Raw genomic sequence first — 23,825 nt, 5'->3', positions numbered from 1 at the left:
CGGTGCTGCCTAATGCTTAGGCATTTGGATCAGCACTTTCAGCCCACCTAATGAAGGGCTGCGTTCAAAGGATATCTGCAACTGATATTGTTCGCAGATATCCTTGACTATCGACAGTCCTAAGCCATGGCCGGCTACATCTTCATCAAGACGTTTGCCGCGGTGAGTGAGATTATCCAACTCATCATCAGGGACCCCGGGACCATCATCTTCAATACTTATCTGGATTTCGCCTTGTTGCAGCCAGATACGTACCAATACCATTTCTGCGGCCCACTTGTAGGCGTTGTCCAAAAGGTTGCCAAACAACTCCATACCGTCTTCGCGATGGATTGGCAGGCGTGGTACTTGTTCGCTGATATCAAATTTATGATCCACCTGCTTCTGGTGATGTACCTTGTTCATGGTCAGACACAGGCTTTCCAGATCTCTGGGGATCACCATTTGTGCCGCCGGTAACATATCGCCGGTGATGCGGGCGGCTGCCAACTTGCGTTCGATCATTTTATGGATCTGATCCAACTGCTGCTCCAATGCGGCAGCGGTTTCTGGATCTTTCAGTCCCAGAACTTCTACTTGCTGGCGCATCACCGCTAATGGTGTTTTTAATCCATGACTGAGATTGCCAAGGTTATTGCGACTGCGCTGGATCTGATTACTGGTGTATTCCAGCAGTTCGTTATAAGTCTCCGCCAGCGGTTTGATCTCAGCTGGTACGCTTTCCAGCGACAGTGACGAGCTATGGCCTTCGCGCAAACGTGACAGAGCATGTTTGACTTTATTCACTGGTTTAAAGGATTGGCGCAGAATGATAAAGATCCCCAGCAGCATCACCAGCAACATGGTGACATTTACGGTCAGTTTGGCACCGTAAACTTCGGTGAAGACCTTACGGCCAATACTCAGATCCTGAGCGACGGTTAATGTGGGGTTGTTATCGCCGGGAGAAATTGGTGGTAATCCTTTAGAGAACAGCTGAATATCGTGATGCTGTGGCCCTTTCGATTGCCAGACGCGGGTTTCACCCGGTGCCAGCGGCGTGATGTCGAGGTGCTTGTCCCACAATGAGCGAGAGCGCACTTCGATGTCGCCGATATTGAGCTGATAGTAACGGCCAGAGTAGGCTGGATTGTAGAAGCCTGACAACTGACTACTGTCGATTAGAATGTCATCATTGCTAATGTGGCTGGCAAGTACTATCTGTTCCAGGTCTTCGTGCAGTCGATCAATAATGGAATCATGAAACGCCTGTCGTAACATCGTCTCGATAAAACCAAGCCCGACCAAAGAGCTGAGCAGTACCAGTACTGTCAGCCACAAGCTCAGCTTGGTTTTTATCGATATCATGACTGCTGGCTACCGTGAAAGATATAGCCCTGTCCACGGCGGGTTTCAATGGCATTTTTTCCAAGTTTTTTACGCAGATGCGTCACATAAACTTCGACGACGTTACTCTCTTTCTCATCGTCAAATTGATACAGCTTGTCACTCAATTGTGCTTTTGAGAGCAGCTTTTTGGGTGACATTAAAAAGATCCGCAGCAAGCGAAATTCCATGGCAGTTAATTCAAAACAGTGATCGTTAACCGTTACCGTCTGTTCAGTCTCATCAAGGACTACACCGCCAAAACTTAACTGCTTGCTCGGCGTGGTCGCATGCCCATGTGTCCGGTGAATCACGGCTTGCAACCGCGCTAACAACTCTTGGGTATGGAAGGGTTTGCCAAGATAATCGTCGGCACCCGCATTAAAACCTTCAACCTTTTCATGCCACTGGCTACGGGCGGTGAGCATAATCACCGGGGTGGTGATGCCGCGTTGGCGCCAGCGTTGCAGCAGTTCCAAACCATTGCCGTCGGGCAATCCAATGTCGAGAATGACACAGTCATAAGGACTTTCTTTGATCAGATAATCGGCATCCAGCGCCTTGGCAGCAACATCGGTGACATAGCCAGCCAATTTCAGCTGTTTCAGCAGCTCTGTTACCAACAGATCATTGTCTTCAACGAGGAGCAGTTTCATAAGGATGGCACTCTTCTGGTAATGGTTGACCATCATGTTCGCTGGTACTGGCATTCAGATCCAGTTGCAGCAAAGTATCCTGGTCATTTTTTATAAGTAAATCATAACGCCATTTGCCATCTCGCTGGTAGAGATGCGCATCAACCAATTGGCCATAACAGAACGGTTTAATGTTTGACAGCGTGGTGTCGAGGGAGAGAATTTCGCCGGATTTGACCAAAGCCTTGGCAATATTGTGATCTGCTTGGAGATGTAAATTGGCCACATTTGCGTGGGCAATCACAGGCATTAGACCTGCCCAGCACAGTTGACTCAGCCGACTCATCAACACTCCTGAAAACAAAAAAGTGACCAAAATTTACACCTTGGCCACTTTAATAAATCAGGATTAAATCAAGCTGAATCAGTAATTAACGGGTACCGTATACCACAATAGTTTTACCGTGTGCCTGGATCAAATTCTGCTCTTCTAACATTTTCAGAATACGACCCACAGTTTCACGGGAACAGCCAACAATCTGACCGATTTCCTGACGAGTAATCTTGATCTGCATACCATCTGGGTGGGTCATCGCATCTGGCTGCTTGGCAAGATGCAACAATGTCTGGGCAATACGGCCCGCCACGTCCAAAAATGCTAAATTCCCCACTTTCTGGCTGGTATTCTGCAGACGATGGGCCATCTGCGCTGCAAGTTTCATCAGGATTTCTGGATTAACCTGAATCAACTGCTTAAATTTCTTATAGGAAATCTCAGCAATCTCACATGCCTGTTTCGCACGAACCCAAGCAGTACGTTCTGCCTGCTCTTCGAACAACCCCAGCTCTCCGATAAAGTCGCCCTGGTTCAGATAAGACAAGATCATCTCTTTGCCTTCGTCGTCTTTAATCAAAACTGCGACGGAACCCTTCACGATGTAATAGAGGGTATCAGAACCTTCACCGGCGTGGATCAACGTGCTCTTGGCTGGATATTTATGAATGTGACAGTGGGATAAAAACCATTCCAATGTTGGATCCGGTTTTGGCTTACCAATCAGAGCCATGCCTTTGTTCCTCAATTGTTTAGTGTAAAGTTAGAGTATGCTAAATAAGGATCTTGAGTCAATTGACCCAAAAAATCCTTCGATCACTACTTGGCGCTGAATCCGTTTGCGCTGCAAAAATTAATAACTGCTTAATAATTACAACATTCTGATACTTTAGTGATATAAGTCAATAAATACCTGTGTTTACTCTTTCTCCGTATCCCAGTCTTGCAGTGCAAATCACAACTTCCTTAAGGATTTGACCGAACGCTAATATATCGATGATATCCGGTTTATCTTTTCATCAGTAATTACTGCTTATTGCTCGACTTTGCGGGGCAATTCTGGCTAACTTTGAGCTTAGTTTTATCTATGCAGGATACGGTCGTGAGATATCCACGCGTTTTAATCACCCTATTTTCCGGCTTGGCGATGATCGTGCCGGCTGATACTTGGGCATTTGCAGTTCCGCAACCACAGCAGGAACTTATTGCCAGTAAAGTGGCTTATGTGCAACTCAGTGCCGAGGAAGGGTCCGCTGAAGCGCAGTACCTTTTAGGGCTGATGTATGTCTCTGGGCGTTTTGTTAACGCCGATAAAGTTCTCGGGGTCTCATGGCTGAAAAAATCTGCGGATAACGGCAGTGCCAATGCGCAGAAGACACTAGCCGATCTGGCATTTGAAGGTAAATTGATCAAACGCGATCTGTCACTGGCAGAACATTGGTATTTGAAACTTGCAGACAAGGATCGCTGGGCACAATTTCGTCTGGGATTTATCTATGCTGCGGGGGGGGATGGTGTCAGTCGTCACTGCGGTAAAGCGGTAAAATATTTCACTGCAGCCGGTGATAATGTCTCGATGGGTAATGCCGCCTGGATTTTAGCTACCTGTCCGGAAAAGCAATTTCGTGATGGTGAAAAGGCCGTGCAGTTGGCGACTGATCTGCTGAAAACGAATGAACAGGATCCCACTAATTTGGATAACCTTGCCGCAGCCTATGCGGAATTGGGGAATTTTAATGAAGCGGTCAAGGCACAGCGGCAAGCTATTGCAGCGTTACAGGCAGATAAAGGGAAGATCCGCGATAAAGAGGATGAGTTTAAATCCCGGCTGCGGGACTACTTGCAGCACAAACCGTATCGTGAAATTTTGCCATTAGATTAAACGCAAAAAAAAAGCCCACAATGGGCAAAGTATGAGAGAGAAAAAAGAGTCATCCACACAATTGGATCGGGTTGCCGACATATCCAGATAGAAACAAACAGATTGTAGAGGGGAATCAATTCCCATCTGAGTGTCGGCGATCAGAACTTCAGCTGAAATCCCGATGGCCGCTAATATAGCGACAGGGGCTTAAAGCAAACTTAATCAAATCGCGAAGATAGCGGTTATTCCAGCTCTTGTTCCAAGGTGGCGATGCGGCGGTCCATCAGTTCCTTGATCAATGGTGTCAGGATCAGTTCCATCGCTAATGACATCTTGCCACCCGGTACGACCAGTGTATTGACCCGTGACATAAATGAACCCTGGATCATTCTGAGGTAGTAGGGAAAATCCACCTTATCCATGCCGCGAAAGCGGATCACCACAAAGCTTTCATCCAGGCTGGGAATATCTTTGGCACTAAAGGGGTTGGAGGTATCTACCGTCGGCACGCGCTGGAAGTTGATGTGGGTGCGCGAAAACTGTGGCGTCATATGGTTAATATAGTCTTCCATCGACCGCACAATGGAGTTCATCACTTTTTCTTTGGTGTGGCCGCGCTCACTGGTGTCGCGGATAATCTTCTGAATCCATTCCAGGTTGACAATCGGTACCATGCCGATCAGCAGATCGACATGTTGTGCCACATTATTTTCCGGCGTTACCACCGCGCCATGCAACCCTTCGTAATAAAGCATGTCAGTGTTATCAGGTAGCGGCTGCCATTGAGTAAAGGTCCCCGGCATCTGATTGTACGGTACTGCTTCATCAAAGGTATGCAGGTAGGAACGGGTTTCTCCCTGGCCGGTGGCGGAGTAATCAGAGAAACATTTTTCCAGGCGGTCAAAGTCGTTGGCTTCCGGACCGAAGTAGCTGATATTGCGATTTTCCGCTTTGGCTTTGCGGATCATCACTTCCATTTCGGCACGCGTGTAGTGGTGAAAGCTATCGCCCTCTACCATGGCGGCATTGATCCCCAACTGCCGGAAGATATGACTAAAAGCGGTGGTCGTGGTGGTGGTTCCTGCACCAGAGGAGCCGGTCACTGCGATAATGGGATGTTTTGCTGACATGATTGCTACCTGTGTCTGAAGCTGTCGCTGCCTGAACGACTTCATTAAATGTTATGACAGTGTAACAGGCAGGCAGTTACTTATACGGCACTGAGCCGGTCTGGTCAATCTTCACTGAGAGGTGTCCGCTGAATAATCTGTTCCCTGGAACGGATAGCAACAGATTCATCATCCTCACTATATTCCACTATTAATTCGCCTTTTTTAAGCGCCTGACGACATTTTTCTGTGGCGGCTTGGATCGCCTTGTCGTTGAGCTCATTGAAACTCCCATCTTCCACTTGTGACAGCAGATATTCACGGATCAGATTATCCACAGTGCTGGTGGGCAGGCGTAACAAGGACTCATAGGGGATCAACATTATCCTTCTCCAACAGATATTGCAGTACTCGCCGTTCCAGAAAGAATTTAGGGCGCCAAGGCGTTCCACCTTCGATAAATCCCACATGACCACCGTGATGATACAGCTCGTATTGTACACACGCCGGTAAGCTGCTGGTATTAGGGATCACCGACTGACTCATAAACGGATCATCTGCCGCATGTATAAACAGCGTTGGCCGCCCGATTTTGTGTAGCAGGGGCAGGGCGCTGGCGCGTGCATAATACTCAGCAGCACCGCTAAAGCCATGCATCGGGCCGGTGAGTCGGTCATCGAATTGATAGAAAGTGTTGAGCTGCTTTATGGTCTTGGCATCCGGTAATGCGGGGACTGGGCTATGGGCGATTTTCGCCAGCATCTTTTGCTGCAGCTGTTGCAACAGATAGCGCTGATAGACTCTGGAAAAACCCTGTTCCAGTTTGCGGGAACACCCCGCCAGTTCCAAAGGCGCAGACACGACTGCTGCCCGACTTAGCAGACTGTTGCTCCCCTGTTCTCCCTGATATTTGGCTAACACATTGCCACCGAGACTGTAACCTACTGCCAGCAGTGGTGATTGCGGATAACGGTGTCTGAGCAGGCGAAACGTATGGTCGATGTCGGCAGTATCACCACTGTGGTAACTGCGTGGCAACCGGTTGGGTTCGCCGGAACAGCCGCGATGATGATGCACCACCACCGCTAATCCTCGCTGGGCGCACTGCTGTACCATTCGCCGGGCGTAGTGCGAACTGGCGCTGCCTTCCAAACCATGAATTAACACCAGCACGGGGTGACCAACTTCGGGAGCGGCCCACCAGTCCAGATCGATAAAATCACCGTCATCCAGCTCTAGCCGTTCTCGCTGCAACGGCAGCTGCGGCACTTTTGTCAGCACCGGCAATATGGTTTGAATATGTGGATTCCGGCTCCACCACGGTGGCGAAAATAACGGTTGCATAGTGACTCGGCAGTTACGGCATCACCGCTAGTGTATCACAGCTGTCAGTGATGTGAGTGAGTGCGGGATAAGCACTAAGCTCAAGCTGAAACTGTGCTAAATAGTCTCGCCGATTAGTGGGGGTGTTGTTAGTTGGTTGCAGGGGAATGTGGCGTAATGTCAACGATATCAACTGCTGACTCTTGCGTTCCAGCAGTAGCTCAACGCGCAACATCTGTTGATACTCGTCTTGCTCAATGAAGTCTTTTGCCAACTTGCGCAGTTGCCGATAAGGCGAAAGCATCCGACTTTGCCACGCTAAAACCTGCTGCTGCAGTGGTTGCCAACAGTCAGATGGCAGCTGTAATTGTTGTTTGTCTAGCGCCAGCGCTAACAATAACAGGTTGATGATAATGCCGTGCTGATCCTGCAGTTGTATTGCGGTGGCTTCAATGGCCGGATAATACTGTTCACACGCCCGCCACCAAGATGGCGTCAAAATATCGGGTGTTGACATGATGCTCCTTGCTCCGCCTCAACATTCCCTGTGGCGGCTCACGCAGAGGTTGCCGCTAGTTCAATACTATCGATCTGTTCCTGTAACTCGAGCCAGCTCAATTCACTTTGTTCCAGTTTCTGGTTGAGGGTGGTGCGCTCGGCCAAGACCTCAGTCAGTCGGGCCTTATGCTGTTCTGCATATAATTCGGTATCTGCCAGCAGGTTTTCCAGCTCCGCCAGACGTTCAGTCACCTTTTGCTGTTCATCTTCGAGCTTGCCTTGTTGCTTTTTCAGCGGCGACAGCTTTTGTCGTAACTCTGCTTCCTGGCGTTTCTGCTGCTTCTTATCCTGTTGCGGTTTGCCATCAGTTTGCGGCTGTGGTTTTGCCGCTTTCGCCGCATCCAGTAGCCATTGATGATAATCTTCCAGATCACCGGCAAAGTGCTCGACTTTACCGCTATCCACTAAATAATAATCATCACAGGTCAGGCGCAGTAGATGCCGGTCGTGAGAAACGATAACCATCGCACCTTCAAAATCCTGTAAAGCAACCGTCAGCGCGTGGCGCATCTCCAGATCCAGGTGGTTGGTGGGTTCGTCTAACAGCAACAGGTTAGGGCGTTGCCATACCAGTAACGCCAATACCAACCGTGCTTTCTCACCACCAGAGAATGGCCGCACCGGTGATAGTGCCATATCCCCCTGAAAACCGAAGCCGCCGAGAAAATCTCGCAGTTCCTGTTCGCGTTGCTCCGGTGCCAGCCGTTGCAGGTGTTGCAATGGGGTATCGTCCAGGCGCAGATATTCCACCTGATGCTGTGCAAAGTAACCGATATTGAGGCCGGGATTCGGTTGATATTTACCGCGTTGCGGTTCAAGTTGTCCGGCAAGCAGTTTAATGAAGGTCGATTTACCGGCACCATTGCGTCCCAGTAAACCGATTCGGGCACCTGGGACCAGATTGAGATGCACCGAATTGAGGATCGTGGTATCGCCATAGCCGACGGCCACGTTTTCCATCATCACCAACGGGTTGGGCAGTGCCGAAGGTGGGCGGAACTCCATCTGGAACGGATTATCCACTGCCGCTGGCAACAACTCGGTCATCTTTTCCAGTGCCTTGAGGCGGCTTTGTGCTTGCCGCGCCTTGCTGGCCTTGTAACGGAAACGGTCAACGTAAGACTGCATATGTGAGCGTTCGCGCTGCTGTTTTTCATAGGCGACTTGTTGCTGCGCCATGCGTTCGGCACGTATGGCTTCAAATGCGGTGTAGTTGCCACGGTAGAAATTCAGCTTCTGATTTTCAACATGGATGATCTCTTCCACGATCGCATCGACGAAATCACGGTCATGGCTGATCAGCACCAGCGTGCCCTGATAGCTCTTAAGCCAGCCTTCCAGCCAGAACATGGTGTCCAGATCTAGGTGGTTGGTGGGTTCGTCCAACAGCAACAATTCTGAGCGGCACAGCAGTGCCTGCGCCAGGTTGAGGCGCATGCGCCAGCCACCGGAAAAACTCTTCACTGGCTGGCTTTGCTGTGATTCGCCAAACCCCAGTCCCGCCAGCAAACTGCCCGCACGGGCGCGAATGCTGTAGGCGCCAATCGCATCGAGCTTGCCGTGCAGGTCGGCGATAGCATTGCCATCATTGCGCTGTTCTGCCAGTTTTAACTGACTTTCCAGCTCGCGAAATTCGCGGTCACCATCCAGTACATATTCCAGAGCCGCCATGTCGAGCGCCGGAGTTTCTTGGGCAACGGTAGCGATGCGCCATTGAGCCGGTACGCTGATATCGCCTTTATCGAGGTGCAGTTTGCCCATGATCAGTGCCAATAATGAGGACTTGCCGGTGCCGTTGGCGCCGACCAACCCCACTTTGTGGCCGGGGTAAAGGGTGACGGAAGCATCATCCAGCAGTACCTTACTGCCGCGGATGAGTTGCGCGTGGGATATGGTGATCATGGGTTAACGCAATAGTGATAAAAGTGAAAACGCCGATCATAGCCCACAAGCTGCGACTTCCGCTATAGCACTGATGCGCCATTCTTACGTTGACACCACAGAATGTGGCAAAATAGCCATTATGTTATCTGCAGTTGAATAGAAAATGAGCAAATCCAGAAAACGTTTTGTTGCCGGCGCCCGTTGCCCTAAATGTCAGGCGCTTGATAGCATCGTCCTCTATAAGGATAACGGCGTGGAAACTGTCGAATGTATCGAATGCGGTTACCATGAACAGCAAACGGAAGCCAAAGTGGCCGATAAGGCACAAGGCCAGGTCATCGGTCTGTTTAAGCCAGAATAACCTCGGTCACGCGGCTACCGCCCTGGCGTTGCCAACATCAGGGCTTTCCTTTACTTTAGGGGCCTCACTGACGAGCTAAGATAAAGCGGCCAGAAGCTGCCTGCGTGAACGGTATTGCCTCGCGCCACCGTTCTCTCTGTATAACAAGGACAAATATGCCAAGCCTGATCCGAATTCTGTTGATCGATACCCACCTGCCGGGCGTAGTGGAACTGCGTCTCGATGGCCATACCAATATCTGCGGTACGAACGCCTCCGGTAAAACCACCTTGCAGCGGTTAGTGCCGGTGTTTTACGGCGAATATCCTAGTCGAGTGGTGCCGTCGACCCGCGACAGCTTCGAGCGCTGGTATCTGCCGCGCGAGTCAAGCTACATCATTTATGAATATCAGAAAGCCGATGGTTTGCTATATCAGGCTGTGCTGGCTTCGGCTGGTGATGGTAAAGGGGTTAACTACCGCTTTATCGGCAAAGGTTTTGAATTAGCGGATTACATCAAGTCACAGAATGGCGACACCATTATCTGCTACACCATGGCGGAACTCGGCCGCGAGATGAAACGCCTTGCTGTCGAATGCACCAATCTGCTCAACACCCGTGAATATCGCGCCATTATCCAGAATGATCGCAGCTTGCTGAATACCGGCAGCAACCGCAGTGAACTGCGTAATTATGCGCGGCAGTTTTCGCTGTGCGAGGCCGACCATTCATTACGTCACATAGAAAAACTGGCCAAGGCGGTGCACTCGAAAGAGGGCAAGATGGAAACCGTCAAGTCAATGATTGCGGCCATTCTGGAAGAAGACGGGGTGAATCCACCAACCTCCAGCATTAATCCGCAACGGGTTGAAGCCTGGATCCGTGAAAGCCAGCTGATTGCCGGTTTTGAAAAAATCCGCCCCGAATTCGACAAGCTGGACCAGGAGTTCAATGAACTGCAGGCTGCGGAATTGCGCTTAGCTAGCCTGTCACTGGGTTATCGTCACGACGAAGTGCTGGAAAGTCAGCGGCAAGAGCAGCAACACACCTTATCGCAGGAGTGTAATTTCCGCCTGAAAACCTTAGATGACCAGTGGAAAGAGCAGCGCGATGAGATCAACCAGGAGTTGTCGGCCGCCAAAGGCGATGCCAACAAGCTGGAAGATGAACTCGACAGTATTGAAAACCAGCAAAATGCCTACTTGGATGCCGACATCGAACAGGCCAAGGCGCATCTGGAACAACTGCCGTTATGGCGTGCCGATCTGGAAAGTCTGAGCGAACGTCACAAACTGCTGACCGAAAAACATCAGGATGTTGAAGCTGCTTATAACGCCCGGCGCAGCAAAATTGGTGAGCAGCTCAACCGCGAGCTGGAAAAACTGCATCAGCAACAGGATGAACAGCGGGAACAGCTAGATAAGCAAAAACAACTTGCCAGTGACGACACCACTAAACTCGACAATGAATGGCGCGAACGCATTGATGCGGGCAAAGCCAAGTTTCAGGAACAGCAATACCAACTGAAGTTAGCGGCAGCTGAGCAGCAACTGTTGGTGAATAACGTCAGCTATACCGAAGCGGAAAAGCTGGCGCTGGCGGTGTTTGATGAACGTATTGAACGCGCCGATACCGAACAGGAAGCGGCTAACGTTAAGGTCGAACGCCTCAGTAGTGAAGAGCGCAAACTTAAAGCGCAGCGTGAGCAGGCGACAGAAGCGTTGCGACTGGCCTCACTGCGGGTCAATGAGCGCCAAGGTGAACTGGATGAGATCCGGCAAATGCTGTTCCCACAGTCACATACCTTGCTGGAGTTCCTGCGGCGTGAGTTGCCCGGTTGGGAGCAACATCTGGGCAAAGTAGTGAATCCGGAACTGCTGCATCGCAGCGATCTGCACCCCGGCTATCTGGGCGAAAGCGACAACTTTTATGGGTTAACGCTGGATTTGCCAGCACTGGATCTTCCGGCTTATGCCGCCAGTGAGCCGGAACTGCGGGCGCGACTGGCGCAGGCCGAAGATGCGCTGCAACATGCCGAGGCACTGAAGCAAGCCGCAGAAGAGCAATTAGTCGCCGCCAACAGTGCGCTGGATAGTCTCGGTCGTGAGCTGACCATGGCGCGCACTAGCTACAAGAATTTGCGGGAAGATTTGCGGCGTTTGATGGAGGAGCGGCGTAATGCCCAAACCGCCATCAATCAGGCGCTGGCAGCGCGTAAAGCCGAAGCCGGTAAACGGCTGACGCAGCTCGACTATGAGATGAAACAACTGCACAACCAGCACCTTGAGTGGGTTGATGAACAAAAATCGCTGGCGCTGGAAGCGCGCATGGAAAATCAGGTGTACTGGCAGGATGTCACCGGTGCGATTGAGCAGCAGTTACAGACGATCCGCGACAGTATTTTACAGCGCCGTGAACGTGCCAAACAGGAACAGCAAGCGTGCGACAGCTGGTATCGCAATGAACTGAAATCCCGCGGCATCAATGAAGATGAAATCGTGGCGCTAAAACGGCAGATGCGCGAACTGGACGGTCAGATTGCCAGTGCTGAACAGCGCCGTAGCGAGGTGTTGCGCTACGAAGACTGGTATCAACATACCTGGTTACAACGTAAGCCTAAGCTGGTGAGCGAATTGGCGAAAGTCAAACAGGCCGTATCAACGCTAGATCAGCAGCTGAAAAGCCGCGCCAGCGAAGTGAAACAACAACGACAGCAGTTGGAAACTAGTCTGCGTCAGTCCAATGCCGCACAGGTGGAAGCCTCGGAAAATCTCAGTAAATTGCGTGGCCTGCTGCGTAAGCTGAGTGAACTGAAGCTGCCCAAAAATAATGAAGAAACGCCGGGCAGCATCAGCGAGCGTCTGCGTCAGGGCGAAGAGTTATTACTGAAACGCGATTATCTGTTGGGTTCGGTAAAGCAGTATGTGGATCATTTCGATCAAGTGATTGCCGCCAAGTCCGGCTCTAGTCTGGCTGAAACCTGGGAACGGGCCCGTGAAGATTCCAGCTATGTTACTGACAAAGGGATCCGGCTGTTGGATTACCACAAGCTGGTGCCCGCACTGGAGCAACTGCTGAACGTGATGGTGCCGCAATCGGTCACCGCCTTACGGGAACAGGGGCGTATTTTCGGTGTGGATCTCACCGCATTTTACGATGTGCTGGCCGATATCGACCGCCGTATTGCCTCGCAGAGTGCGCGTATTACCCGTGAAGTGGGTGAGGAGCTGTTCCTGGAAGGGGTTTCTGATTCGGCGGTGAAGATCCGCTCCCGTATCAGCGAGCTGGAATTCTGGCCGGAACTGGAAACCTTCGTCAAAGCGTTCCGTGCCTGGAAAGCCGATGGTTTTAGCAAGTTACCCGATGAACACTACACCGACAGTATGCGCCGGGCGCTGGATATCATCGGCCGCTCCGCACTGACTGGTGGCATTGCCAAGTTGCTGGAGATTGAATTGCGCCTGAAAGAAGGTAACTCCGACCTGATTATTCGCACCGATCGCCAGCTCAACGAATCTTCCAGTCACGGCATGGCATATCTAATTCTGTGTAAATTCCTGCTGGCGTTTACCCGTTTGTTGCGTGGTAAGGCGGATGTCACTATCCACTGGCCGATTGATGAACTGGGCACTTTGCATCACAGCAACGTGAAGAAGATTTTCGATGCCTGTGAAAACAACAATATCTGTGTGCTGGGCGCATTCCCGAATCCGGAATCGGAAGTGCTCAACCTGTTCGTTAACCGTTACATCATTAATAAGCAGACCAAGCGCTTACAGCTGGTGAAACCGAAGCTGGACCCGATTGCCCAAAAACTCAGTGAACGTCTGGCGAAGGAGGCGGTGTAAATGAGCGAAATCATAGCCAATGGTGAACTGATTGAGCGCCTGCTGCGGGGCGAATTTATCTGCCGTACCAGCTTTGAAGACGGCTGGCGTGCCTTAAAAAATCCGGCCACCCGTGACCGAGTAGAAGCCTATCTGAATCAGATTAACCGCACCGTGGCTCAGGCCGCTGACGGCGAGGTGTTCTTTTGTGGCTACGTTAATCTTGGCGACAATGAACGCAAAATTATTTCGGCGCAGTTTCGTGAGATCTGCCAGTCGTTGATCCCCTTAGTGGAATGGCTGGTGCTGGTGCAGGAAGCCAGCGGCCAGGATGCGCCACTGACAGAAGGTGCCCCGGTGCGGTTAACTGAGTTACAGACCCGGATTGAAGATACGCCGGCGTTTCGTGAACAACTGGCTAAACTCAGCCAATATCGTTTATTTGGTTCCAGCTCCAACAGTGTTGACGGGCAGATTAAACTGGTATTCAAACGGCTGGTGGAACTGGGCTATCTGTTGCGACCGAACCCGGAAAAGCAGATTTATCTCGCCACCGGCAAACTGGATTACTTGTATGAAGTGATCCGTTTTATTGATGAAACTGAGAGCCTGAGCCTGGAGGCGCAGGCAGAAACCGCCAGTCAGAGGGACCTGCTATGAGCAGCAATCTGCATCAGGCTGGCGTCAAGTTACTGCGCTTGCTCGGTCGCCATGCCGAACTGGTGATGGACACCTATCTGGGTGGCAGCATCGACGAAGAGAAGCTGGAACCGGCAGCCGTTAAAAAGCTCACAGAAAGTGGCATCTTATGGCGTCCGGAACCCGGCGAACAGCTGCGCTTGTCGCGCAACGTGCGCGCATTGCTGGAAGATGGGCTGAAAGATGAACGTAACCGCCAAATCAACGCTAACGTTGGCTCGGCACTGGCGACGATTAAAACGCTGGCGAGTCACTATCGTGAGGCGCGTGCCAGTGTCGATTACAGCGCTGCCGAAGCCTATCTGGCGGATTTGTCTGAACAGGTATACAGCTTTACCGAAAGTCTGCGTTACTCCATCCGGGTGCTATGGGGTCGCATCAATAACGAATTTGGCTATGTCGGCTCGATCAGCGCCAAAATCCGTGAGAACGAACTGGCCCAGAGCCAGGTGACCGAGTTGCTGAACGGGCTGGAGATGTTTGAGTTCCGTGAACTGGGTGAGCTGGCCGGGGATATCCGTGAATTGCGGCGTTTGCTGGTCACCAGCTTACAGGAAACCCTCAGCTCCTGTGCCCAGGAACTCAGTGTGGTGCAAGGGCGGTTGCTGGAGCTATTGGGACGTTTTCGTAAAATTCAGGGGCGTACCCGTCTGCTCAAGGGCTGGTTGCTATATACCGATCTGCATCCGGATTATGAAGTGGCCGACCATGTGGCCCACAAACAGATCTCACCGCTGTTTAATCAGGCACAGTCGTTGTTGGCACCGGCGGCGGTGGATGTGCATAACGCGCAACATGAACCGCAGTTGCTGGAGTTGGTAGCCACCATCAAAGCGATCAGCCGCGACGCTTTGCCGCAACATTCAGTGCAAGAAGCACAGCCAGTGGCTGTGGTTGCCGCTGAAGCCTTTGATATTCCTGATAATCCACTGAAACAGGCCGTTGACGAATATTTCTGTGCCGTGATCGATTCCGGTCGTAACCAATCGGCATTGCAATATTTGCAGTCGCATCAATTACCCTGGGATGCTGAAAGCTGGCTGTTCCAGGTGATTGGCGGTTTTGAAGGCCTGAGTGACGAGCATAAGCAGTTTTTTGACCTAGAACCCCTGGGCGAAGCTCATCCAGTTTATTCCGGTAATTTTATTATCCGGGATGTAGAAGTGGGATTGCGCTGACAGTCGTTCAGCACTGACAAGGTTAAAATATCGTGGTAATCAGCTCGGCTGAGCTGAACACCACTGACGATCGCGATTATTAACCAAGCGCTAATATTTCGCTCTTGATGTGACAAATTAGCGGTGTATCGTATGCACCCTAAATGCTGTTTTATGAATCACCCAATGTTAGAAGGCTCTAGTTTGCTTGGTTGCGACGTAATGAAGGCGCAGTGCTCTGCGGTCGCACAGCTTGGCGGTAGCTTCTTGATGTGATGTATAAAGGAACTCAATAATGCAAAGACGAGATTTTTTAAAGAATGCTGCCCTGTTATCAGCTGCAGGTATTGTCAGTCCGCTGCTGGCAACCTCAGTAGAGGCTAAACCCGCGATTACTGCAACTGAAGGCCGTCGCCGTTTTACCGTGACTCAGAATTATGATGTGAAAGCCCCGCAAGGTTCTGCAGGTGTCGTGAAACTGTGGATCCCATTACCCGCGGATATGACCTTCCAGCATGTGTGCAGTCTCCAATTTGAAGGCAACTATCAAGACGCCTACATCACTACGGGTAACGCTTATGGCGCTAAAACGCTGTTTGCCACCTGGCCCAATGCCAACGGTCAGTTGACACTGAAACTGGAATTTGTGATTGAAACTCAGGACTGGGAACCCCGTAAAAATGGTGAGCTGGACAATTATCGCGTACCGGAAGTGATCCAGTATCCGGCAGAGGTAAAACCTTTCCTGTTGTCAACCCCCCACATTCCGGTAGATGGTCTGGTGAAACAAACCGCAGATAACATTGTGGCGAACGAAACCAATCCATTGCACAAAGCCCATAAGATTTATCAGTGGGTTACCGACCACATGTTCCGTAATCCGGATGTCATCGGTTGTGGTACTGGTGATGTGGCAACGATTCTCAAATCTGGCGATCTGGGGGGCAAATGTACTGATATCAGTTCAGTGTTTGTTGCTTTGGCTCGCGCTGCGGGAATTCCAGCGAAAGAAGTGTTTGGTATCCGTGTCGGCCAGGCAATTAAAATGGGCAAATATTCCCATAAAGCCTTTGGTAGCGCCGATGAACATGGTGTGGCTAACATCAGCGGTGGTCAGCATTGCCGGGCGATGTTCTATCTGGCGGGCTTTGGCTGGTTGCCTGCCGATCCAGGTGATGTCACTAAGATGCGCCTGGTCGAGAAAAAGGATAAGCAGGACCCAGCCTCACAGGCGGTCAATGACTATCTTTTTGGTAACTGGGAAATGAACTGGATCGCCTTTAACTATGGGCGTGATTTTGATCTGTATCCCGTGGCAGAACAGACACCGCTTAACGATTTCGCTTATCCCTATGCTGAAGTCGATGGCGATCCGGTGAATTTCTACGATCCGAAAGTATTTGCTTATGATTACAAGTCAACAGAGCAGCGCTGAGACGCAAACTAGCGCACGTGGTTTTGTTGCAACGCTAGTGACTGCGGTAGTTGCCGCAGTCGCTTCGAGTCTTTGCTGTATTGGCCCGTTACTCTATTTGGTGTTTGGTGTTTCTGCTGCCAGTCTGTCAGGTGCAGAACAGTTGACCTGGCTGCATTATCCAATGCTGTTATTGTCTACGGCACTGATTGCGATGGGGTTCTGGCGTTTGTATTTTTCGCGCCGACCTTTGTGTACTGGCACTTTTAGCCGTACCAAAATGTTGATCCTGTATTGGATTGCCGTGCCTCTGGTACTGGCCTTTCAGCTGTATCCCTATGTATTGCCTTGGATTCTGGAGAGGTTTGAATGAAACGCTTGATGCTGATGTTCTTGTTGCTTGCCAGCCCTGCGGTTTGGGCGGCGAACGAAACAGTTGTCATTGACGTAGACGCCATGACCTGTCCGTTGTGTGTCACCGTGGTCAATAAAGTGCTGCGGCAAACTGACGGCGTGATTAAAGCCAAGTCATCACTGAAAACCCGCCAGGCGGTAGTGCTTGTGCCTGAAGGGTTTGATACCAATAAATTGCTGCAAGCGATTGATAAAACTGGCTATAAAGGTGTTATCAATAAAGTTGAAAAGCGGTCTTAGCCAGTAACAATTTTAACGAGGCGATGTGAAGGCATCGCCTTTTTTATGGGGTACTTGCAGTGATGTGGCTAGGCGTGTTTCAGTAGCTGGGCGCACAATTTCACAAAATCGGACGAGGTGATAATCCCCAGCACTTTGCGGTTGCTGTCGATGACCGGCAAACAGCCCAGTTTGTTACCCACGAAGTAATCCACCACTTCCGTCAGTGGGGTGGTACTGGTCAATGGGGTAAAGTCGGTTTCCATCAACTCCGCCAACGGGGTATAGCGTTCGCGCCGTTCCAATGCTCCGGAACCATACCGATTAAGTAAGCCGATGACGGTGGCCACCATCTTTTTGTGAGTCAGCAACCCCACTAAGGTGCCATCAACTTCTGAAATCACCGGCAAGTGGCGTACACCGCGGCTTTGCATTAACTGGTGAGCATCTTTAATAGAGGCCCCATCACGGATACACACCACATCGGCGGTCATTATGTCCTGTACTTTCATAGCGGTTTCCTTATCGCAGAGACTGCGCAGCGTCGCGTGTTGCTGGAGCTTTAATCATATGTCAGAGACACCGCGAAATGAATAATAAGCGCTTTTATAAAAAAATTTCCGACAATACCCCGGCTGAACTTATTCGGTGGGCTGTGGGCTGACTGGACAAATAGGTCTGACAGCATAAGATCCACTGAGAGACTTTTTTCCGGCTGTTGCACTATGTCTGATGATTTTACTATCGCGACCCTCAATCTTTATAATTTTGCTGCGCCACCACTGGCTTATCACCAATTTGACAATATTTACAGCCAGTCACAGTGGCACCAGAAATGCGACTGGACACGGCGCTGGCTGCGGTCGGCCCGCCCTCAGTTGCTGGGGATGCAGGAAGTCTTCAGTCCAACGGCGTTGCAGTCACTGTGTGCCGAGTGTGATTTACCCTATTTTGTGACCGTTGCTGAACCACAAGTCACCGGTTACGTGGCCCATCAAAGTGTGGTGGCACTGGCGAGTGCTTTCCCGCTGACAGACGTGAGTCAGGTAGATATCGATCGGCAGTTGATTGCTGCACTGGGAATCACCGACGAATTTGTCCCTAGCCGCAGTTTTCTGCGAGCTACCACTCTGCTTCCTGGCATTGGTACAACTGATATTTACGTAGTGCATTTTAAATCGCCTCGGGCATTGTTGACGGCGCAAGACAGCCATCTCGAAGGGGTACCAGCATTGCTGGCGGGAAGTGCGCTGGGGCGCTGGGCATCCATTGTCAAACGCGGGACTGAGGCAGCGCTGCTGTATCAGGCCATGTTGCAGCGGCGCAGAGACAGTGGTCATGCCATGGTGCTGATGGGGGATTTTAATGCCACCATCGATAGTAGCGAAATGCGTGCCTTGATGACCGATAGCAGTCGATTGTTTGCCACCGATTTACGCGCCGCGGGGTTGTCTGGGTTGGACGAGTTACAATTGCAACAACGTATTGGTCGTTATCGTTTATACGACGCTTGGGCGCTATGGCAGCAATACCAGCAGTTGACGCAAGCGCGACCGGTGAGCCATTTCCATGGTGCCAGTGGCAGTGCAGTGGATCATCTTCTGCTAAGTCAGGAATTCAACGGGGCTAGCCAACATAGCTTGGGACAGGTCTCCGAATACCGGGTGTATGACGATCATTTAATCCGGCCTGATTATCAGCAGGATGTTATGGCGAGCGATCACACTCCAGTGGCTGCCACCGTCAGCTTGCGTCAACCTTAATCACTGTCAGCCTCTGCCGGAATTTGCCGAATTAAGGTATGATGCGCGCCATCTGGCGGCCGCATTGATATAACCCTTATCAATAGCCGTGCCGCATTGTATTCACAGCCAAAGGGCAACGCATAGTGGACAGGATCAAACTTAAACCGGGACGCGAGAAATCGCTTGATCGCCATCATCCCTGGATTTTCTCCAGTGGTATTCACAACATCAAAGGCAAGCCGCTAATGGGGGCTACCGTTGACGTGGTGGCGCATGATGGCCGTTGGCTCGGCCGCGGTGCCTGGTCGCCGGAATCACAGATCCAGGTGCGTATCTGGAGCTTTGATCGGGATGAAGAGATCGACCGTGCGTTTTTCCTACGGCGGATCCAGCGTGCACAGCTGGGCCGTGATGCATTGATCGCTAGCCATGGACTGACCGGCTATCGCTTGATTGCGGCGGAATCTGATGGCTTGCCAGGCATTACCATAGATCGTTATGCCAATGTTTTGGTGTGTCAGCTGTTATCTGCTGGTGCTGATTACTGGCGTGAGACCCTGGTCTCTGTGCTGGCGGAACTCTATCCTGACTGCGCTATCTATGAGCGCTCTGATGTGGATTCCCGTAAAAAAGAGGGATTAGCGCCCACCACTGGATTACTGCATGGCACCTTGCCAATGATGCCGGTCATTATCGAAGAGAATGGTGTCAAGATTGCGGTCGATGTCATTACCGGCCATAAAACCGGATTTTATCTGGACCAACGGGATAACCGTGCAGTGGCAGCGCGTTATGTCAAAGGTAAGTCGGTGCTCAACTGTTTCTGCTATACCGGCACCTTCGGGGTTTATGCTGCTAAAGGTGGTGCTGCTACGATCGAAAACGTCGATGTCTCGGCTCTGGCACTGGAAACGGCAAAAGCCAATATGGCGCTCAATGAGCTTGATGACAGCCAGGTAACGTATACCGAAGCGGATGTGTTCAAGCTGTTGCGACAATACCGGGATGAAGGTCGGAAGTTTGATGTGATCGTGCTGGATCCGCCCAAATTTGCTGACAATAAAGCACAACTGCCTGGCGCCTGCCGAGGCTATAAAGATATTAATATGTTGGCAATGCAGCTGCTGGTCCCCGGCGGCACTTTGCTGACATTCTCTTGTTCAGGTCTGATGCCTGCCGATCTCTTCCAGAAAATTGTGGCAGACGCCGCGCTAGACGCTAAACGTGAGGCCCAGTTTATTGAACGTCTGAGTCAGGCGGGCGACCACCCGATTGCCGCTGCTTTCCCGGAAGGTTTTTATCTTAAGGGCCTGGTCGCAACCGTTTGGTAACCCCCCACACAGTAAAGTAGAGGCAGCTATGTAGCTGCCTTTTTTCTTTTCATTCACAAGCTCAACAAGACTCACGGGCAGTTTTACTGGGATTTTAACAAGCTGACAGTGGCTGACGTGGTGGCAAGGTATGATGTTTCCAGTTTTTCAAACATGAGAATCATACATGAAAATTCATTATCTGGTGCTGGCGGGTACTTTGGGATTGGTCGCTTCAGCGCAAGCTGAAATGCCGTCAGGTCAGCCATCGCAACCCAAATCATTCTCCGAGCTGGATAGCAACGGCGATGGCGTGTTAAGTCGTGACGAAGTCAGCAGTGACCCATTTCTATCTCAGCGTTTTGATGAGCTGGATAAAGATGGCAGTGGTACCTTGAGTCAAGATGAAGTGAAAATGCCGGGGCAGGATGGTCATAGTGGCGCTCATGGGCAAGGTGGTCATGGACAACCACCCTCATTTGCCAGTCTTGACACAAATGGTGATGGCGTGATTTCCAAAAGCGAAGCGGCTAATGACCCGTTTTTGTCGCAGATGTTTGACAAACTGGATAAGGACAGTAGCGGTACTCTTACGGAAGATGAGTTGCGGATGCCTCCGCCAAGACGCGATTAGCGTTACCCCTGTTTATTTGTAAACCCGAGTTATTTGATATACCTGAGATATTCCTCGTGAATTTTGCGGCGCTGATTAGCGCCGTTTTTTTTTAAATTTTAATTAATGTTTACCTGAAACTAACAGCGCTAGCGCTTAATTAAAAATGTCATCGCGCCGAACCGTGAAAATTACTCATCTGGAATTATTTGATAAAGGTCACATACCATTTTATAAGCGCATGAAAAACTAAACGAATACTATTAAGTGGCTGTTATTTATAGATATTAAATATGTTGTTAAAGGTTCTATAAGTTACAAAAGTGCTTCTTAGTTTCGATTGAATCTACCCCCACTTTCCTATTTTTAGCCGTTGTTATACTCACCTCGAATTTAATCAGGACAGCAATTTAACTGGGAACTACCTGAATAAACATCGGCAATACGGCTAATTGAACAGCCGCTTTGACGCACAGATTTTTAATTCCTGCTGGAGGGGTGATTTTGAAAACTATAACCACTGATGTGGCGGTTGTCGGAGCGGGTGGTGCCGGTCTTCGTGCAGCAATTGCCGCGGCAGAAGCCAACCCTGAACTGAATATCGCACTGATATCTAAAGTTTACCCAATGCGTTCTCACACTGTCGCAGCTGAAGGCGGTTCTGCCGCAGTTATCAAAGAAGAAGACAGTCTTGATAACCACTTCAATGACACAGTGTCTGGTGGCGACTGGTTGTGTGAACAGGACGTGGTGGAGTATTTCGTCGAAAATGCTACCCGCGAAATGACCCAATTGGAACTGTGGGGCTGCCCATGGAGCCGTAAACCTAACGGTGAAGTAAACGTTCGCCGTTTCGGTGGGATGAAAATCGAGCGTACCTGGTTCGCTGCCGATAAAACCGGTTTCCATATGCTGCACACCCTGTTCCAGACCTCTATGAAGTACCAGAGTATCGTCCGTTATGACGAATACTTCGTGCTGGATCTGGTCGTTGTTAACAATGAAGTGCAAGGGGTCATCGCCCTGTCTATCGCCGAAGGCGAACTGGTGTGCTTCAAAGCGAAATCTGTGATCCTGGCAACCGGTGGTGCGGGTCGTGTTTATCACTTCAATACCAACGGCGGCATCGTGACTGGTGACGGTATGGCCATTGCTTATCGTCACGGCGTAGCGCTGCGGGATATGGAGTTTGTGCAATACCACCCGACAGGTCTGCCAGGCACCGGTATTCTGATGACCGAAGGTTGCCGCGGTGAAGGCGGTATCATGGTCAACAAGAATGGCTACCGTTACTTGCAGGATTACGGCCTCGGCCCGGAAACACCTGTCGGTCATCCGAAAAACAAATATATGGAACTGGGTCCTCGTGACAAGGTTTCTCAGGCGTTCTGGCATGAACAGCAGAAAGGCAACACCATCAAGCATCCGCTGGGTGATGTAGTCCACCTGGATCTGCGTCATCTGGGCGCTGATTACCTCAAAGAACGTCTGCCCTTCATCTGTGAACTGGCCAAGGCCTATGTGAACGTTGACCCGGTTAAAGAACCTATCCCAATTCGTCCTACTGCGCACTACACCATGGGCGGTCTGGAAACTGATGGCAAAACTGAAACTAGCATCAAAGGTCTGTTTGCCGTAGGGGAGTGTTCCTCCGTGGGTCTGCACGGTGCGAACCGTCTGGGTTCTAACTCACTGGCTGAGCTGGTGGTCTTTGGTCGTCTGGCGGGTGAAACTGCCGCACAGCGCGCCGCCGAGTTCCAGGGCTGGGATTTCCATGCCATTGAACAACAGGCTGAAGCGGCTGAAGCGCGTGTTAACGCCTTGCTCGAGCAGAAAGGTACTGAAAACTGGTCAGATATCCGCACTGAAATGTGTAAGAGCATGGAAGCGGGCTGTGGTATCTACCGCGATGAAGCCGGTATGCAAGCCACCGTCGACAAGCTGGCCGAGCTGCATGAACGCTATAAGTGCATTCAGGTGACAGACAAGAGCAAGGTGTTCAACACCGATCTGCTGTACGCCATTGAAGTTGGCTTTGGTCTGGATGTCGCAACGGCGATGGCCCATTCCGCTATTCAACGTCGTGAATCTCGCGGTGCGCATCAGCGTCTCGACGCCGGTTGCACTGAACGTAATGACCAGGATTTCCTGAAACATTCACTGGCGTTCTACCAGGACAGCAAAGTGCCCGCCATTAAATATGGCGATGTGAAAATCACCAAGTCTCAACCTAAAGCACGCCTGTATGGTGATGCCGCTAAACAACAGGAGAAAGCGTAATGGATAAGCTGCAGACAGTTAACGTCCTTCGCTACGATCCAGCGAAAGATGAAGAGCCATACCTGGAAACCTTCAAGGTACCGGCCAACGATACCACTTCCGTACAGGATGCGCTGGCTTACATCAAAGACAATCTGGATAAATCCTTGTCTTACCGCTGGTCTTGCCGCATGGCGATCTGTGGTTCTTGCGGTGTGATGGTCAACAATGTGCCGAAACTGGCCTGTAAGACCTTCCTGCGTGATTATCCAGAAGGTTTGACGTTGGAACCACTGGCAAACTTTGCTATCGAGAAAGATCTGGTGGTTGATAAATCCCCGTTCCTCGAACGTCTGGAAGCGATTAAGCCTTACATTATTGGCAATGATCGTAAGCCAGAAGACGGCCCTAACCTGCAAACACCTGCGCAGATGGCTAAGTACAAGCAGTTTGCGGGTTGTATCAACTGTGGCCTGTGTTATGCCGCTTGTCCTCAATTTGGTCTGAACCCAGAGTTTATCGGCCCTGCTGCCTTGACGCTGGCTCGCCGTTATAACCTGGACAGCCGTGACCACGGTAAAGCTGAGCGTATGAAGCTGATAAACGGTAAAGACGGTGCCTGGGGTTGTACCTTTGTGGGCTATTGTTCCGAAGTTTGTCCAAAACACGTTGACCCGGCCGCAGCCGTAAACCAGAGCAAGGTAGAGTCCTCTAAGGACTTCCTGATTGCCATGCTGAGACCACAGGAGGCTTAAC

Annotated in this window: 23 protein-coding genes; 13 read left to right on the top strand and 10 right to left on the bottom strand. The window is 50.8% G+C overall.

All coding sequences use genetic code 11. The annotated features are described in order from the left end of the window. Positions 1-9: 9 nt before the first annotated feature. The 4 genes from KDN34_RS14075 to crp all read right to left on the bottom strand — a co-directional run bounded on the left by KDN34_RS14075 (position 10) and on the right by crp (position 3,067). A complete protein-coding gene (locus tag KDN34_RS14075) occupies positions 10-1,347 on the bottom strand; it encodes an ATP-binding protein (RefSeq protein ID WP_212594344.1) in 1,338 nt (445 codons plus the stop codon). Further along, on the bottom strand, positions 1,344-2,021 hold the full coding sequence (locus tag KDN34_RS14070) for a response regulator transcription factor (protein WP_212594343.1): 678 nt from the start codon (positions 2,019-2,021) through the stop codon (positions 1,344-1,346). Before KDN34_RS14070 ends, KDN34_RS14075 begins: the two co-directional genes overlap by 4 nt. Continuing rightward, complete coding sequence (locus KDN34_RS14065) at positions 2,002-2,346, bottom strand: PepSY domain-containing protein (RefSeq protein ID WP_212594342.1); 345 nt, start codon at positions 2,344-2,346, stop codon at positions 2,002-2,004. The genes KDN34_RS14070 and KDN34_RS14065 overlap by 20 nt, the downstream gene beginning before the upstream one ends. A gap of 85 nt (positions 2,347-2,431) precedes the next feature. After that, positions 2,432-3,067 (bottom strand): cAMP-activated global transcriptional regulator CRP, encoded by a 636-nt coding sequence (crp, locus tag KDN34_RS14060; protein ID WP_133039871.1) that lies wholly within the window; start codon positions 3,065-3,067, stop codon positions 2,432-2,434. A gap of 369 nt (positions 3,068-3,436) precedes the next feature. Between crp and KDN34_RS14055 the strand changes: the two genes are divergently transcribed. After that, the gene (locus KDN34_RS14055; protein ID WP_228730351.1) at positions 3,437-4,216 is read left to right on the top strand and encodes a tetratricopeptide repeat protein; all 780 of its coding nucleotides are present in this window, start codon (positions 3,437-3,439) and stop codon (positions 4,214-4,216) included. Between the two features lie 224 nt (positions 4,217-4,440). Here the strand turns inward: KDN34_RS14055 and KDN34_RS14050 are convergent, their stop codons facing one another. The 5 genes from KDN34_RS14050 to KDN34_RS14030 all read right to left on the bottom strand — a co-directional run bounded on the left by KDN34_RS14050 (position 4,441) and on the right by KDN34_RS14030 (position 9,090). Then, a complete protein-coding gene (locus KDN34_RS14050; protein WP_212594340.1) occupies positions 4,441-5,328 on the bottom strand; it encodes a phosphoribulokinase in 888 nt (295 codons plus the stop codon). 104 nt (positions 5,329-5,432) lie between these two features. Continuing rightward, positions 5,433-5,690 (bottom strand): YheU family protein, encoded by a 258-nt coding sequence (locus KDN34_RS14045; protein ID WP_212594339.1) that lies wholly within the window; start codon positions 5,688-5,690, stop codon positions 5,433-5,435. Beyond that, positions 5,674-6,651 (bottom strand): hydrolase, encoded by a 978-nt coding sequence (locus KDN34_RS14040; protein ID WP_212594338.1) that lies wholly within the window; start codon positions 6,649-6,651, stop codon positions 5,674-5,676. Before KDN34_RS14040 ends, KDN34_RS14045 begins: the two co-directional genes overlap by 17 nt. Before the next feature lie 13 nt (positions 6,652-6,664). Continuing rightward, a complete protein-coding gene (locus KDN34_RS14035) occupies positions 6,665-7,147 on the bottom strand; it encodes a DUF2390 domain-containing protein (RefSeq protein WP_212594337.1) in 483 nt (160 codons plus the stop codon). Positions 7,148-7,185: 38 nt separating this feature from the next. Continuing rightward, positions 7,186-9,090, bottom strand: a complete 1,905-nt coding sequence (locus KDN34_RS14030) for an ABC transporter ATP-binding protein (RefSeq protein WP_212594336.1) — start codon at positions 9,088-9,090, stop codon at positions 7,186-7,188. A gap of 145 nt (positions 9,091-9,235) precedes the next feature. On the opposite strand from KDN34_RS14030, the gene KDN34_RS14025 reads away from it, so the two are divergent. From KDN34_RS14025 to KDN34_RS13995, 7 genes are all read left to right on the top strand, one after another. Beyond that, a complete protein-coding gene (locus KDN34_RS14025) occupies positions 9,236-9,433 on the top strand; it encodes a YheV family putative zinc ribbon protein (protein ID WP_212594335.1) in 198 nt (65 codons plus the stop codon). Positions 9,434-9,588: 155 nt separating this feature from the next. Continuing rightward, on the top strand, positions 9,589-13,260 hold the full coding sequence (locus KDN34_RS14020) for an ATP-binding protein (RefSeq protein WP_212594334.1): 3,672 nt from the start codon (positions 9,589-9,591) through the stop codon (positions 13,258-13,260). After that, the gene (locus tag KDN34_RS14015; protein WP_212594333.1) at positions 13,261-13,899 is read left to right on the top strand and encodes a hypothetical protein; all 639 of its coding nucleotides are present in this window, start codon (positions 13,261-13,263) and stop codon (positions 13,897-13,899) included. It begins immediately after the preceding gene. Then, entirely contained in the window at positions 13,896-15,116 is a 1,221-nt protein-coding gene (locus KDN34_RS14010) for a phosphoenolpyruvate carboxylase (RefSeq protein WP_212594332.1), read from the top strand. Before KDN34_RS14015 ends, KDN34_RS14010 begins: the two co-directional genes overlap by 4 nt. 274 nt (positions 15,117-15,390) lie before the next feature. Further along, positions 15,391-16,530, top strand: coding sequence for a transglutaminase-like domain-containing protein (locus tag KDN34_RS14005; protein ID WP_212594331.1), 1,140 nt, complete (start codon positions 15,391-15,393; stop codon positions 16,528-16,530). Further along, positions 16,502-16,882 (top strand): mercuric transporter MerT family protein, encoded by a 381-nt coding sequence (locus tag KDN34_RS14000; protein ID WP_212594330.1) that lies wholly within the window; start codon positions 16,502-16,504, stop codon positions 16,880-16,882. Before KDN34_RS14005 ends, KDN34_RS14000 begins: the two co-directional genes overlap by 29 nt. Beyond that, positions 16,879-17,163, top strand: coding sequence for a heavy-metal-associated domain-containing protein (locus KDN34_RS13995; RefSeq protein WP_212594329.1), 285 nt, complete (start codon positions 16,879-16,881; stop codon positions 17,161-17,163). Before KDN34_RS14000 ends, KDN34_RS13995 begins: the two co-directional genes overlap by 4 nt. Positions 17,164-17,231: 68 nt before the next feature. Here the strand turns inward: KDN34_RS13995 and KDN34_RS13990 are convergent, their stop codons facing one another. Further along, complete coding sequence (locus KDN34_RS13990; protein ID WP_212594328.1) at positions 17,232-17,654, bottom strand: CBS domain-containing protein; 423 nt, start codon at positions 17,652-17,654, stop codon at positions 17,232-17,234. Positions 17,655-17,867: 213 nt separating this feature from the next. Between KDN34_RS13990 and KDN34_RS13985 the strand changes: the two genes are divergently transcribed. From KDN34_RS13985 to KDN34_RS13965, 5 genes are all read left to right on the top strand, one after another. Continuing rightward, positions 17,868-18,905, top strand: a complete 1,038-nt coding sequence (locus KDN34_RS13985) for an endonuclease/exonuclease/phosphatase family protein (RefSeq protein WP_212594327.1) — start codon at positions 17,868-17,870, stop codon at positions 18,903-18,905. A 122-nt stretch (positions 18,906-19,027) separates the two neighbouring features. Continuing rightward, the gene (locus tag KDN34_RS13980; protein WP_212596671.1) at positions 19,028-20,218 is read left to right on the top strand and encodes a class I SAM-dependent methyltransferase; all 1,191 of its coding nucleotides are present in this window, start codon (positions 19,028-19,030) and stop codon (positions 20,216-20,218) included. 166 nt (positions 20,219-20,384) lie between these two features. Beyond that, complete coding sequence (locus tag KDN34_RS13975; RefSeq protein ID WP_212594326.1) at positions 20,385-20,831, top strand: EF-hand domain-containing protein; 447 nt, start codon at positions 20,385-20,387, stop codon at positions 20,829-20,831. Between the two features lie 483 nt (positions 20,832-21,314). Beyond that, positions 21,315-23,090, top strand: coding sequence for a fumarate reductase (quinol) flavoprotein subunit (gene frdA / locus KDN34_RS13970; RefSeq protein ID WP_212594325.1), 1,776 nt, complete (start codon positions 21,315-21,317; stop codon positions 23,088-23,090). Continuing rightward, positions 23,090-23,824 (top strand): succinate dehydrogenase/fumarate reductase iron-sulfur subunit, encoded by a 735-nt coding sequence (locus tag KDN34_RS13965; protein ID WP_212594324.1) that lies wholly within the window; start codon positions 23,090-23,092, stop codon positions 23,822-23,824. Before frdA ends, KDN34_RS13965 begins: the two co-directional genes overlap by 1 nt. The last annotated feature ends 1 nt before the right edge of the window (position 23,825 follow it).

The organism is Shewanella yunxiaonensis (assembly GCF_018223345.1).
GTDB classification, from domain to species: domain Bacteria; phylum Pseudomonadota; class Gammaproteobacteria; order Enterobacterales; family Shewanellaceae; genus Shewanella; species Shewanella yunxiaonensis.
The sequence above is the reverse complement of the archived record's forward strand: the minus strand, read 5'-3'. Positions and strand labels throughout refer to the sequence as shown.

Excerpts from the sequence above, each read along its gene's own strand:
- KDN34_RS14075 (WP_212594344.1), bottom strand. The coding sequence starts at position 1,347 with ATGATATCGATAAAAACCAAGCTGAGCTTGTGGCTGACAGTACTGGTA.
- KDN34_RS14070 (WP_212594343.1), bottom strand. The coding sequence starts at position 2,021 with ATGAAACTGCTCCTCGTTGAAGACAATGATCTGTTGGTAACAGAGCTG.
- KDN34_RS14065 (WP_212594342.1), bottom strand. The coding sequence starts at position 2,346 with ATGAGTCGGCTGAGTCAACTGTGCTGGGCAGGTCTAATGCCTGTGATT.
- crp (WP_133039871.1), bottom strand. The coding sequence starts at position 3,067 with ATGGCTCTGATTGGTAAGCCAAAACCGGATCCAACATTGGAATGGTTT.
- KDN34_RS14050 (WP_212594340.1), bottom strand. The coding sequence starts at position 5,328 with ATGTCAGCAAAACATCCCATTATCGCAGTGACCGGCTCCTCTGGTGCA.
- KDN34_RS14045 (WP_212594339.1), bottom strand. The coding sequence starts at position 5,690 with ATGTTGATCCCCTATGAGTCCTTGTTACGCCTGCCCACCAGCACTGTG.
- KDN34_RS14040 (WP_212594338.1), bottom strand. The coding sequence starts at position 6,651 with ATGCAACCGTTATTTTCGCCACCGTGGTGGAGCCGGAATCCACATATT.
- KDN34_RS14035 (WP_212594337.1), bottom strand. The coding sequence starts at position 7,147 with ATGTCAACACCCGATATTTTGACGCCATCTTGGTGGCGGGCGTGTGAA.
- KDN34_RS14030 (WP_212594336.1), bottom strand. The coding sequence starts at position 9,090 with ATGATCACCATATCCCACGCGCAACTCATCCGCGGCAGTAAGGTACTG.
- KDN34_RS14025 (WP_212594335.1), top strand. The coding sequence starts at position 9,236 with ATGAGCAAATCCAGAAAACGTTTTGTTGCCGGCGCCCGTTGCCCTAAA.
- KDN34_RS14020 (WP_212594334.1), top strand. The coding sequence starts at position 9,589 with ATGCCAAGCCTGATCCGAATTCTGTTGATCGATACCCACCTGCCGGGC.
- KDN34_RS14015 (WP_212594333.1), top strand. The coding sequence starts at position 13,261 with ATGAGCGAAATCATAGCCAATGGTGAACTGATTGAGCGCCTGCTGCGG.
- KDN34_RS14010 (WP_212594332.1), top strand. The coding sequence starts at position 13,896 with ATGAGCAGCAATCTGCATCAGGCTGGCGTCAAGTTACTGCGCTTGCTC.
- KDN34_RS14005 (WP_212594331.1), top strand. The coding sequence starts at position 15,391 with ATGCAAAGACGAGATTTTTTAAAGAATGCTGCCCTGTTATCAGCTGCA.
- KDN34_RS14000 (WP_212594330.1), top strand. The coding sequence starts at position 16,502 with ATGATTACAAGTCAACAGAGCAGCGCTGAGACGCAAACTAGCGCACGT.
- KDN34_RS13995 (WP_212594329.1), top strand. The coding sequence starts at position 16,879 with ATGAAACGCTTGATGCTGATGTTCTTGTTGCTTGCCAGCCCTGCGGTT.
- KDN34_RS13990 (WP_212594328.1), bottom strand. The coding sequence starts at position 17,654 with ATGAAAGTACAGGACATAATGACCGCCGATGTGGTGTGTATCCGTGAT.
- KDN34_RS13985 (WP_212594327.1), top strand. The coding sequence starts at position 17,868 with ATGTCTGATGATTTTACTATCGCGACCCTCAATCTTTATAATTTTGCT.
- KDN34_RS13975 (WP_212594326.1), top strand. The coding sequence starts at position 20,385 with ATGAAAATTCATTATCTGGTGCTGGCGGGTACTTTGGGATTGGTCGCT.
- KDN34_RS13965 (WP_212594324.1), top strand. The coding sequence starts at position 23,090 with ATGGATAAGCTGCAGACAGTTAACGTCCTTCGCTACGATCCAGCGAAA.